The following is an 11,343-nucleotide window of genomic DNA, read 5'->3' as shown; positions in this document are numbered from 1 at the left end:
AGCCTTATGAACAAAATTGCAATCGCAGTACATGGTGGTGCTAGTGAAAATTATGCTTTTTTGCAAGAACATCAAAAGGAATTTGCAGAGGGTTTAGCTAAAGCAACGGAAACGGGTTATGCAGTGCTTGAAAAAAATGGCTCTGCTTTAGATGCAGTTGAAGAGGCGGTTGCTTTTCTTGAAGATAACCCCCTGTTTAATGCAGGAAGAGGATCCGCATTAAACTGTCTAGGCGAAGTAGAGATGGATGCTTCCATTATGAGTGGTTATGATCTTGACGCTGGTGCAGTGTCAATGGTTCGTACGGTAAAAAATCCGATTCGCCTTGCTCGAATAGTGATGGAGAAAACCCGGCATGTCTTTCTTTCTGGGTATGGTGCTTTAGAATTAGCTAATAAATATGGTATGGAACTTGAAGAGGAGTCTTTTTTTATCACCCCACATCAGTATGAGATTTACCAGAAGCTTAAACAAACAGAAACAAGGGAAGAAATTCAAAAAAAGAAAATGAAAGGAACTGTAGGTGCTGTGGCTTTAGATCGGCAAGCCAATCTTGCAGCTGGAACATCAACCGGTGGAGTTAGCAATTGTCTTCCTGGGCGAATTGGTGATAGTTGTGTAATTGGCGCAGGATGTTATGCCAACAATAGCACCTGCGCAGTCTCAGGAACTGGCGAAGGTGAATATTTAATTAGAAAGATGGTGGGGCATACCATATCCATGATGATGGAGTTTAATATGTCATTACAAGAGGCATGTGATTACGTAATTCATGAACGAAATAAAAAGTTAAATGGAGAAATGGGAATCATAGCTCTTAATAGAAATGGGGATTTTGGGATTTCTTTTAATACGGAAATCATGAAAAGAGCTTGGAAAAGTTCCACGCAAGAAATTCAAATTAAACTTTTTAATTAATTGAAAGCAACTTATGACCAGGTTGGGCAATCCCCGGGCTTCGGTTCGCGTTACCCGGGTTTACTATGAGTTATTATGGAGGAGGTCGACGAGCAAGTAACCCCATCACCAGGAATACGACAAAGATAACCAGAAACAAAAAGAATAATATTTTCGCAATTCCTGCTGCTGCAACTGCAATGCCTCCGAATCCAAAGAGTCCTGCAATGATTGCGATAATAAAAAATGTGAGGGCCCAACCTAACATGATAACCTCCTTGCATTTTTCATGAATGAGATATTCATTTCAATTATAGACCCTTAACGTTAACTTAGTAAAAAGAATAGAAAAGCATGCCAAGTGTAGTACTGCGAAACAGGACTGTGCAAGGAAGTTTCCTCGATGCGACTGTATGAAATTCATTCAACGATGACTTTAAGACAATGGTGAGCATAACTCAACTAAAGTTCCATCTGGACAACGAAGATAAGACACAAGTTGTCCCCAGGGTTTTTGCATGGGTTCTTGAATTGTTTTAGCGCCCGCTGCGACAGCATGCTCATGTGCGAGCGGAACTGAGTCAGTAACTAAAACAATTTCCATGCCCAAAGGTTGGCTGGATGAATCAGCTGCTATATAGCCATTTGGAAGATTGTAGGCTCCTAAATTATGCGATGCAAAAGCTAGAGTTGTTTGCCCAGTTTCGAGTTCACCATAGCCGGCCTCATGAAAGAAACGTGTTTTAATATTAAACGCCTCAGAAAAAAAGGCCAGAGAAGCTTTTACATCATTAACATAAATAATGGTATATCCGAATTTCATAGATTAATTCCTTTTTATTGCCTTATTTAACGCGTTGACTTGGGAAATAAGGAGGCTCTAGAATTTAGGTTGTATTTTTTTCCTATAATTTATTGCCTTGATCAAGTAAGGAAAACAATTTACGCATATGTCATTTAGCTCATAATCGCAATGATAAGTAAACCCATTGCAATGAAACCAATTAAAGCTAAACTGGAATTACCCCCGGGTACTAAATGAGTTTCTGTGGTAACTAAGCAAGATTTGCGTCCGCGCCATGCCATGATTGCAGGCAATAACAATAATAAAATAACGCAACAAATACCCGCATAACTTAGAGCGTGTAGATAGATACCTGGATTTAATAAGACTACTGCCAGAGGAGGAAGGAATGTTAAAGCTAAAGTATATTTTCCTTGGTTACCGGATTTTTTCAGTTTTAATCCATCTGCCAAAAAGTCAAATAACCCCAATGAAACTCCTAAAAATGCAGTAAGCATACAGATGGAAGTAAAAAAGCCAAAGAATCCACTTATCCATTGATTTTGCACCGATTGGCTTAAAGCTTCGGTTAACCCGCTTGTCGCATGTTCTGAATTCATTAGCGCCAGTAAGCCATTTTCTCCTTCACGAGAAACAACCCCCATAATGACTGCATCCCAAACAATATAACAGGCAAGAGGAATAAGTGAACCTAATAAGATGACACGTTTTAGGCTTCGTATATCGTCCCCAAAATAGTCGCGTAAACTGGGTATTATTGAGGCGTAACCAAAGGAAGTAATTAAGATCATTAAAGTGCCAGTGAAGGCACGTGCCGAACCATCCGTTAAACCTAAAGTTGATGCATGGGGGCTAATTATCGCGATTAATAAAACATAAATACCCAGCTTACCAAACATTAAACCGCGATTGACATAGTCTACTGAGCGAATACCTTTATAAACGATTAAACTAAATAAAAGTGTAAACAGAATTGCAGTGACACTATTAGGTAAGTCGATATTCAGCTTATGTAATAAACTATTGAATACATCACTACCCCCTGAAATATAAGCTGAGAGTAGAGTGTAAAGCAAAAATAGATAAGTGATCCATGCGATGATTTGACCGGGTAAACCCAATGTAGATTTAGCCATGGAAATCATATTGCTTCCTGCTGGAAGTCTTAGATTGACTTCCAAGATTAATAATGCGCCTGCTGTCATGATCAACCAGCAAAAAAATAGGAAAAAAATTGAATTGCTAAATCCCACTTCTGCTGTAGAAACAGGTAGGGCAAGCATCCCACCACCTATAGAAGTTCCTACTATAAGTAATATTCCACCTACTAGTTTTGAATTGATCATGAGATATAATCCAAAATTGTTTAAAAATAATTCAATATGATACTTTGTTATTCAATTTTAGTCAATGTATCACATAATCCCTGTCATGCTAAAATCCTGAGTGATGAGGATCTATTCTGATTATTTACAGTAAATTCAAAAGTTCGTGTATCAATAATCCGATAGAAACAACAATTACAGCACCCTGGGTCCATTTACCCCCTGGAACGATAAAAACAGAACGATGACTTTTTCTGCCAAAATAACACATTAATGCAGGTAAAAGTAGTAGGAGAATGATACAAAAGATACCGGCGTAACTTAATGCATGAATGTACGCGCCAGGATAATAAACAACGATAAGTAATGGGGGGGCAAATGTGAGTAAAAATAACCCGATGCCATGATTTCCTCGCTCACGTAACTTTAATCCATCTGCAAGAAAACTGTACAAGCAAAGGGATACGCCTAGGAATGCAGTTAGCATACAAATAGAAGTGAAGAAATTAAATAAAGCACTGATCATGGTATTTTGTACTTTATTCGAGAGTAGGCTTGCTAGAGCACTGGTAGTGTGTGGATTATGCATTAAACTCTCAAGATTTTGACTTCCTTCAGAGGGAAGTGCGCCTATAATTACAGCATCCCAAGCCAAATAACAAAAGAGAGGAATTAACGAACCAATAAAAATAACTTTTTTCAATTGTTTTACATCATCATCAAAATAATCTCTTAGATTGGGAACAATGATGGCAAATCCGAAAGAGGTAATTAAAATCATAATGGCACCTCCAATATATTGGATGTTCCCATGACGTAAATGTTCTAATTCAATATGTGGTGCAATAAATAATACTAGCAAGAAATAAACAGCCAATTTACCAAACATCAAGCCGCGGTTGACATAGTCCACATAACGAATTCCACCGTAAACAACTAGTCCAAAAAGAAGGGTGAACAACAAACTTGCTTGCCAATCAGCAAGGTGCAATCCTATTTTAAAAAGAAGACTGTTTAATACATCAGATCCCCCTGAAATGTATGCTGAGAGCAGGGTATAGAGTAGGAAAAGGTAGCTTATCCAGGCAGCAAGCAAGCCATAATTACCCAAAGTGGCTTGTGCCATGGAAACCATATGTTTTCCGCGAGGTAAATAAAGGTTTGCTTCAAGAATGAAAAATGCTCCTAAGGTCATAAATACCCAGCAAAGGAACAGAACAATCGAAGACTGCCAAAAACCCGTTGCTGCATTGGCAACGGGTAGGGCGAGCATTCCTCCGCCTATAGAGGTACCAACAATTAAAAGAATTCCACCAATAAATCTTGACTGCATTATTCGCCTTTACTTCATTGAATATACTACGGGCGATGGTACTGGAATTGGACATGTTGCACAAGTCTTAGTACCGTAATTATTGAACCACTGAATTTCAATGCGACGATTAAATGCACTACCATGTATTAATTTATTGTCACCTACATCATTTTTATCCCCATAACCCTCTGCTTTAAGAAGTTGGGCAGGAATGTTATTAGCCCATAAAAAGGTAAGCATGGTTTCAGCTTGAGCTTGGGATAGTAGTTTTTTATGGTGACGTGTACCTACATTGTCCGTAAATCCTGCAACATAAACAGGACTGTTGGGATAAAATTTTAATAATCTAATGATATTTTCCAAACCTGGATAACAAATCTCATTGAGGCGAGGGCTTTCAAACATAAAATATTTATCAACAGGGACAATTAAGGTAATCGTATCCCCATATTGTACATACTCGATATTTTCTTTATTTAATTCTTTAATAATGCTGCCTCTACTGGCTTTGTAAAGTCCTACGGCAGCGCCCAACGTGCCTCCGGCTACAGTACCTACTAAGGCTCCGGCTACAGTTCCTGTTGTTGCTGCGCCCACCGCAGTCCCTACAACAGCTCCAGTAGCAACTCTCCTCGGCATGGGGTGCACTGGCTTGAAATTATTATACGGAGGATGAAAACAACTAGTCAGTAAACATGCAAGTAAACTACTATATAGAATTCGTACCTTAGCTAATTTGAGTGACATGTTCACTCCCTTGTCCCGTGATTTTATCATTATTAAACATCTGGTTAAATTTCGCAATTGTAGCAAGTGTTATAAAAAATTTAGCCTGGGTCAGCAAAAAGCGAAACTTCATTTTGCATTACCCCCCAGGCTACTCTATAGAATATAGACGACGGAATTTAGTTGGATACTGCACTAAAACAACAAGAAGTATCTAACTCCTCCTTTTCAGTTTGGTAAAGTGCTTTTTCTTGATGCTTTGGTTTAAAGAATGAAACCAAACTTATCTCATTCGTGTATTCAGTATCATGACGACTTAATGATCTTAATTCTGTGAGGCAATTACCGGCTTTGTATATTGCTCCCAACATTGCTCCTACAATGGTTATTCCGACGGCAACACCTAAAACTGGTTGGACAATGAGTACGGGTAGAGCGATACCAAAGATACCTGCGTACAGCGAAAATGCTGTTGCTGCATAGAACATAAATTCGCATGCTTTAGCAAGATTATGGAATAAAACACCAATTTTTCTGGACTCACAAGCACTTCCAACTTGTTCTGCTGCTTCTTTGGGATTCAGTTCTCCATTCTTTACATTGGTTAAGCGATCTACGAATGATTCATAGCTGGCAGCAATTTGTTCAACCCTTTGCGCAGAAGTTGCTTTGGTATAAGAAAGGTTATAATAATCGTTTACTGCATTTACTTGGTGTTGTAATTTTACATCTTCAACATCAGCAAACAGAGCGCGTAATTTTTTGTTACAAGCTTTTAAACGTCGTTCTAATTTCGTATGATTAAAAGGCATGATTCATCTCGTTGTTATTATTAATAATAGGGAAACCATGGGGATTAAAACCACTTCAATTGTGTTTGAATGGGTTAAAAGTCTTATAACATAATTAACAAAAGTGCGACATCAAAATAAGATTATTTTTATGTCAAAGTCAAAATTGAATATTTACTCTTCTACTTGAAAACGACATAAACTCTGAAAATCACATTGTTGACAAATAGTTAAATGAGAGGGTTGCGGCGCGCAGTAACCTTCTTGGAATTCTTGTGCTAAATCAGTGAGTTGTTTTTGCCAGATATTCCTATATTCCGTCCATGTTTCATCTTTCTTTAAAGAGGTTATTCCGCTTATACTTTGTTTTTCTTCGCTAAAACCATAGCAGCTAATTTTCCCGGTTTTCAATTGTAAGAGTAACAGCGTATTTATTTGCTCATCAAGCAATGCATACACCAATAATTGTGATTCTTTAGGTCGTTCTTCATTCCAGGGTTTACTGGTTGGTAGAGTGCTTTTATAATCAATAACCCATTTCTTGTCTTCAATTTGATCTAAGCGATCAACACGCACTTGAAAATCAATGCCAGCTAAATTAATTTCATAAGATTGCTCAAGAGCTGCGACTGTAAAAGGAGCACGCTTTTTTTCCCATTCAAGGCAGGCGTGGACCAAACGTTTTAAACGGGTATATTCTATCTCCCTGATTTGATTCGTGGAGTCACCATACTGGTTATTTAATAAGGCTAAAGCCCCATGAATAGCTTCATCAATATGCAGTTCCAACAGCTCTTCGCTTAAATGACTCAATTTATAGTGGCTCTCCAATTTTTGCCATAACAGCTCCATTACCTTATGAATGATTTGGCCGCGTTCTTTATGGTCTAAACCATCTCTTGTTTGTAAAAAGGTTTTAGCACGCAGGCGGTGTTCAGCAAATGCTTTAAAAGGACATTTGGCTTGATTTGATAGAATTGCTGTCCCTCCATGAATTTTCTCTTCGGGTAATACAGGGATGTTAAAGTGTTCTTCTAGAGTTATTAATTCAGATAATTTTATCTCAGAAGATTTTGATAGAGGTTCAAATTTAGGGAAATGAGTAATTAATGAACAAGGTAAATTGGGGGTATCCGCCTCTAACTGAGCATAGCTAAATACTATAGAGTCGGCACTTCTTTGTAATCGTTGCACGATCTGATGAGCAAACTGTAATTCACGAGCAGGCAAGCTATGAGGCATGCATAATTGACGTTGTAACGGCGGTGGAATAAATGCGGATAATTGAACTTTTTGAGGCAAACATTGATCGGTTAATCCCGTGATCCATAAACTATCAAACTCACATCCTGAAGCCTCCAGAAGACCTGAAATTTGAATGGGGGCATTGGTTTTTTGTGCCTGAAAAATGGTGTTGTCCGTGAGATGCCGTACTGCCTCTAACGCCTCTGATTGTGTGAAACTTGATTTGAGTAAAGCAAATTGTCTCAGTTCATCAAAAACAGCAATAAAACGATTTAGACACTGATAATTTTCCGAGCTAAGGGTATATTCACCTGGAAATCCCAAAGTATTTAGACGTTTTTGAAATAGGTTTATCCATTCCTCAACCGGAGCTTCAGGAGGATAAGGAGTAAGATTGTCTAATAAATCAGCAAGATGTGGGGAGCCTCGATGCAGGTCCTTTATCAAACTACTTAAAGGGAGCGAATGATTTGCTAATAATCCACCCTCTTGTAAGTACTCAGAGCGTGCGATGAATTCTTCTTTAGAGCCACCTAAATAAGGTGATTGAAGAAGCAAGTTTGCTTGATGTGAACTGAGATGGGCATCCAATCTAAGCCAGCATAAAGCATGGGCGACTAAAGGGAAATCGCTTAGAGATTGTCCTAAAGAGATGTTAAAGGATGTAGGTTCAAAATGCTGCGTCAACATTCTTTGTAGTGAAGGAGATTCTCGCTCTAGATTGGGTACCACGACTCCGATGCGTTGGTTTCCTTCTTGTATTTTTAAATGAAGCCAGGACATAAGCTGTTGATATTCTTCTTTGCTGTCTTTCGCCGCAAATACTGAAGTAGTGGATAATTTTTCTTCCAAATCATATTGGTATTGCCTAAATCCCTTTTTATCAAGATGTTCCTGCAGAAGTATTTGCTGAGGAGTAAAATCATCAAAACATACCCAAACCATATCTTGGGAAAAAAAAGAACTATTAGCATTGAGTAAATAAGGGATTAAGTGATATTCAGTAATTAAATGGAGTTCTTTTAATTGATTATCAAATAATTGCCACCACTTTTGAAATTGTTGGGTTTGCGTAGTGTAGTAAAAAGTCGGATCTTCCATGCTAATTTGCCAGAGTTGGCAACGTTCCCAAGCACTCATTATGGACTCGAGCAGACCCTCGCTATAGGTTATATCAGATTCAGACTGAATTATTTTTCGCCATAAATACTGGCATTGAGTGTTGTTCAACAAAGTGGGATGAGAACTATTGGGATTGATACAGTTGAGCTGTTCATAGACCTTAACGAGCGCAACCCTATAAGGCATGCATCGCGGTTTTTTAACAGTTTGTTTTTTAGATTGCGCGAAATACTGTTGAAGTATCGCTTCACTGAGGCGATTATTTGGGGTGAGAACAGTGTTGTTTTGAGCTAATCGAAGAAAAAGATCCTCTTTATCAGTGAAAGTACATGTAGGCATAAAAGTCCAAAATCAATTATATTCAGGGTGCTTTAAAGCCTAGGTGGCACGAAAGTGGAACCCCAGGAATCTCAGATAGGATCCCTGGTTAGGTTTGAACTTTCCCTCAGGCAAGAATGCGATGACAAGCAAAGTAAAAGAAGATTTTACTTAAGTTTTTTTGCGCTGCAAAGTACGAGTTTTCGGTGCTGATTTAGATTTGGTTTTTTTTCTTGCCTTTACATATCGAGGTAAGCGATGACTTTCCCTCTTATCCGTATACAAAACATGCTGGACAAATCGGCCGCGTAAATAGATTGAGGCTAATCCCGATGCAATGGCGAGTAAGAATCCAAAAAGAATATAGCTGTAAGCAAGGATCACACAATACGCATATAGAAAATCGCTAAAACTATTCACTCTCAATGCCTGGTTTTCTGTTGTGTCCATAAAAAGCAATATACCGAGATCAAAGAAAGGTAGTGAAAGTAGAACCATGATAAAACCTAACATAAATGTTTTGAGTTTATAAGGTTCAGGGCAATGGATGATTCGTTCTCCAAATATAGCTCCAGTGATAGAAGCTACAATCATTCCCAGAATAACGGCTTTAAATAGAGGTACAAGCTCGACATAACCAATTGTTGTGAGAAAAGCATTAATGAGAATCGTTCCGACAACAGAGAGTAATCCATAATAAACACTTGCCAGTAAACGCGGGTTGGAAAATTCAAGTGCAGGATCTTGTTTTTTCATTTGGCACTCCATAGCTCCACCTATATATATGTATCATTTTAGTATAAATAATTACATCGTGGTGTGGATTATTGGTTTTTTATCATTGTTGGATTAATGGGCTAGATTCCTAGGTGAGATAGAGGTGTATCAACATGATAATTTGTATATACTAAAAAGAAATAATTATTGATTTTGATTATGAAAAAATTCGGTCGTTTTATTTTAAAACTATTTGGATGGAAAGTTGTCGGCGAATTACCAGAAGATAAAAAGTATTTGGTCGTCGTTGCTCCTCACACCAGTAATTGGGATTTTGCCGTGGGGTTGTTTGCCCGTTTTTCCTTGGGTGTTAAAATTAACTTTTTGGCAAAAGATCAATTGTTCTTTTTTCCTTTAGGTGTGTTGTTGAAGTTCTTGGGTGGAGCCCCTGTAGACCGTTCTAAAAAAAATAAGACTGTAGATGAAGTAGTAGAAATATTTCGTTCCCGTGATGAGTTTAAGCTTGCGATTACTCCTGAGGGTACGCGTAGTGCAGTAACCCGCTGGAAAGAGGGGTTTTACCATATCGCATGCCAAGCAGGGTTGCCGATAGTTATGGTAGGTCCAGATTATTCAACAAAAGAACTTCGAATTCATAAAAAGTTCCAACCCTCGGGTAATATTGATAAAGACTTCCCTATGATTCTTGATTTTTTTAAAACAATAAAAGGCCGATATCCTAAAGAAATCCCAGATTATCATTCTAAAAAAAATAACTAGCATTAGAGTGAGGATAAGTACAGTGAAGCGAAACCACTATACTTCGTATAGTTCACCGCACTCAACCTCTCCTTTTAAAAGGTTTAATTATAAGTGTTTTATCATTTTTACCATTTTAAACTTGTTTCCATCGGGGAGGGAAAAATATTCTGATTCAATAATTTGATAGCCACAAACCTGATATAGTTTTACGCCAGGTAAGGTTGCCATCATTTCCGTTTTTGAGAATCCATGAAGCAATGCTTGCCGTTCACAATATTCCAAAAGCATTGTTCCCAAACCTTTCCGAGCGTAGTTTGGATGCACAAAGAAAGCCCTGATCTTGGCATAATCTGTTTGTGGGTTTAAAAAACCTTCTACTCGTGCGTTACATTGATCACCACCGAATAAGGTGCTGCGTTTACTCCATCCACCACAGGCAACTACAGTTCTTTCATCTTCTATGACGTAATAGGTTTGATCTTGGATAAGCTCTTTATCTATTCCAAAAATAAAATGAATTGCTCCTTCAATTTCCTTTTCTGAATAGTCTTCTTGGCTCAACCGACGTGCAGAATGCTCAATGAGTTTATTTAAGTTATCAATTTCATCAATCCGCGCATTTCTTATCATAATTGTTTCCTTTTAGAGCTTTTGTCGGAATTAAAATGTAACATGAAATAAAAATAAATAAATTTTTTATTTCATGACATTTTATTTCAATTTATAATGTGAAATTTTAGATTATGGGTAATATATGAAAAAAAATGCGGAAAAAATGTCAGAAAATAAGGTTGAAAAAGTCCATTTGGATAAAATTGATCGCAAGATTTTAAATTTACTGCAAAAAGATAACCAAATTACCAATCTGGCCCTTGCTGAAAAGGTAGGAATTTCTGCTCCTCCATGTTTTCGTCGTGTGAAACGATTACGTGATGAGGGCATCATTGTAAAGGACGTTTCTTTGGTCGATCCTTTTAAAGCAGGACGTGGGCTTATAGTCTTTGCAAATATTACCTTAGAAAAGCAAAGAGAGGATTTGTTGGCACATTTTGAACGTAAGATGGCGGAACAAGAAGAGGTTAAACAATGCTATTTTGTTTCAGGAGAGACTGATTATTTATTAATAATTCATGTTGCGGATATGACTCACTATAACGAGTTTGCACGCAAAGTATTTGCTAATGAAGCAAATATTAAAGTATTTCGAAGCAGTTTTTGTCTTAATCGCACCAAATACAACACAAATATTCATTTTTCGGAAGATTAGTGTTTTGAAGCCGCGGGAGTGGACCTGAGGTCCAGAAGAAATGCTAGCCCGGG

At 37.8% G+C, this 11,343-nt stretch carries 12 protein-coding genes; 3 read left to right on the top strand and 9 right to left on the bottom strand.

Annotation, left to right across the window (positions count from 1 at the left end; translation table 11 throughout):
* Positions 1 to 6: 6 nt before the first annotated feature.
* On the top strand, positions 7 to 918 hold the full coding sequence (locus ACWTE2_RS04585) for an isoaspartyl peptidase/L-asparaginase family protein (RefSeq protein WP_454784343.1): 912 nt from the start codon (positions 7 to 9) through the stop codon (positions 916 to 918).
* A 73-nt stretch (positions 919 to 991) separates the two neighbouring features.
* Here ACWTE2_RS04585 and ACWTE2_RS04580 read toward each other — a convergent pair whose 3' ends face one another.
* The 8 genes from ACWTE2_RS04580 to ACWTE2_RS04545 all read right to left on the bottom strand — a co-directional run bounded on the left by ACWTE2_RS04580 (position 992) and on the right by ACWTE2_RS04545 (position 9,300).
* A complete protein-coding gene (locus ACWTE2_RS04580) occupies positions 992 to 1,165 on the bottom strand; it encodes a DUF1328 domain-containing protein (RefSeq protein WP_182391316.1) in 174 nt (57 codons plus the stop codon).
* 168 nt (positions 1,166 to 1,333) lie between these two features.
* The gene (locus tag ACWTE2_RS04575) at positions 1,334 to 1,720 is read right to left on the bottom strand and encodes a VOC family protein (RefSeq protein WP_182391315.1); all 387 of its coding nucleotides are present in this window, start codon (positions 1,718 to 1,720) and stop codon (positions 1,334 to 1,336) included.
* 134 nt (positions 1,721 to 1,854) lie between these two features.
* Positions 1,855 to 3,048 carry an amino acid permease gene (locus ACWTE2_RS04570; protein ID WP_182391314.1) on the bottom strand — a complete coding sequence of 398 codons (1,194 nt, stop codon included), beginning with the start codon at positions 3,046 to 3,048 and terminating at the stop codon, positions 1,855 to 1,857.
* A 124-nt stretch (positions 3,049 to 3,172) separates the two neighbouring features.
* Positions 3,173 to 4,360 carry an amino acid permease gene (locus ACWTE2_RS04565; RefSeq protein ID WP_454784342.1) on the bottom strand — a complete coding sequence of 396 codons (1,188 nt, stop codon included), beginning with the start codon at positions 4,358 to 4,360 and terminating at the stop codon, positions 3,173 to 3,175.
* Positions 4,361 to 4,369: 9 nt separating this feature from the next.
* Positions 4,370 to 5,089: a C-OmpA-like family protein CmpA gene (gene cmpA / locus ACWTE2_RS04560; RefSeq protein WP_454784341.1), complete on the bottom strand. Its 720-nt coding sequence runs from the start codon at positions 5,087 to 5,089 to the stop codon at positions 4,370 to 4,372.
* 158 nt (positions 5,090 to 5,247) lie between these two features.
* Positions 5,248 to 5,880, bottom strand: a complete 633-nt coding sequence (locus tag ACWTE2_RS04555; protein ID WP_454784340.1) for a DUF5638 domain-containing protein — start codon at positions 5,878 to 5,880, stop codon at positions 5,248 to 5,250.
* A gap of 153 nt (positions 5,881 to 6,033) precedes the next feature.
* A complete protein-coding gene (locus tag ACWTE2_RS04550; RefSeq protein WP_454784339.1) occupies positions 6,034 to 8,565 on the bottom strand; it encodes a PD-(D/E)XK nuclease family protein in 2,532 nt (843 codons plus the stop codon).
* Positions 8,566 to 8,715: 150 nt separating this feature from the next.
* Positions 8,716 to 9,300, bottom strand: coding sequence for a hypothetical protein (locus tag ACWTE2_RS04545; protein WP_454784338.1), 585 nt, complete (start codon positions 9,298 to 9,300; stop codon positions 8,716 to 8,718).
* A 180-nt stretch (positions 9,301 to 9,480) separates the two neighbouring features.
* Between ACWTE2_RS04545 and ACWTE2_RS04540 the strand changes: the two genes are divergently transcribed.
* Positions 9,481 to 10,041, top strand: a complete 561-nt coding sequence (locus ACWTE2_RS04540; RefSeq protein WP_454784337.1) for a lysophospholipid acyltransferase family protein — start codon at positions 9,481 to 9,483, stop codon at positions 10,039 to 10,041.
* 87 nt (positions 10,042 to 10,128) lie between these two features.
* Here the strand turns inward: ACWTE2_RS04540 and ACWTE2_RS04535 are convergent, their stop codons facing one another.
* A complete protein-coding gene (locus ACWTE2_RS04535; protein ID WP_454784336.1) occupies positions 10,129 to 10,653 on the bottom strand; it encodes a GNAT family N-acetyltransferase in 525 nt (174 codons plus the stop codon).
* Between the two features lie 124 nt (positions 10,654 to 10,777).
* Between ACWTE2_RS04535 and ACWTE2_RS04530 the strand changes: the two genes are divergently transcribed.
* On the top strand, positions 10,778 to 11,290 hold the full coding sequence (locus ACWTE2_RS04530; RefSeq protein ID WP_454784335.1) for an Lrp/AsnC family transcriptional regulator: 513 nt from the start codon (positions 10,778 to 10,780) through the stop codon (positions 11,288 to 11,290).
* The last annotated feature ends 53 nt before the right edge of the window (positions 11,291 to 11,343 follow it).

This window comes from Legionella nigrisilvae, assembly GCF_977063395.2.
This window is presented reverse-complemented; position numbering and strand designations above follow the sequence as displayed.

Excerpts from the sequence above, each read along its gene's own strand:
- ACWTE2_RS04565 (WP_454784342.1), bottom strand. The coding sequence starts at position 4,360 with ATGCAGTCAAGATTTATTGGTGGAATTCTTTTAATTGTTGGTACCTCT.
- ACWTE2_RS04555 (WP_454784340.1), bottom strand. The coding sequence starts at position 5,880 with ATGCCTTTTAATCATACGAAATTAGAACGACGTTTAAAAGCTTGTAAC.
- ACWTE2_RS04540 (WP_454784337.1), top strand. The coding sequence starts at position 9,481 with ATGAAAAAATTCGGTCGTTTTATTTTAAAACTATTTGGATGGAAAGTT.
- ACWTE2_RS04550 (WP_454784339.1), bottom strand. The coding sequence starts at position 8,565 with ATGCCTACATGTACTTTCACTGATAAAGAGGATCTTTTTCTTCGATTA.
- cmpA (WP_454784341.1), bottom strand. The coding sequence starts at position 5,089 with ATGTCACTCAAATTAGCTAAGGTACGAATTCTATATAGTAGTTTACTT.
- ACWTE2_RS04545 (WP_454784338.1), bottom strand. The coding sequence starts at position 9,300 with ATGAAAAAACAAGATCCTGCACTTGAATTTTCCAACCCGCGTTTACTG.
- ACWTE2_RS04575 (WP_182391315.1), bottom strand. The coding sequence starts at position 1,720 with ATGAAATTCGGATATACCATTATTTATGTTAATGATGTAAAAGCTTCT.
- ACWTE2_RS04530 (WP_454784335.1), top strand. The coding sequence starts at position 10,778 with ATGAAAAAAAATGCGGAAAAAATGTCAGAAAATAAGGTTGAAAAAGTC.
- ACWTE2_RS04535 (WP_454784336.1), bottom strand. The coding sequence starts at position 10,653 with ATGATAAGAAATGCGCGGATTGATGAAATTGATAACTTAAATAAACTC.
- ACWTE2_RS04580 (WP_182391316.1), bottom strand. The coding sequence starts at position 1,165 with ATGTTAGGTTGGGCCCTCACATTTTTTATTATCGCAATCATTGCAGGA.
- ACWTE2_RS04570 (WP_182391314.1), bottom strand. The coding sequence starts at position 3,048 with ATGATCAATTCAAAACTAGTAGGTGGAATATTACTTATAGTAGGAACT.
- ACWTE2_RS04585 (WP_454784343.1), top strand. The coding sequence starts at position 7 with ATGAACAAAATTGCAATCGCAGTACATGGTGGTGCTAGTGAAAATTAT.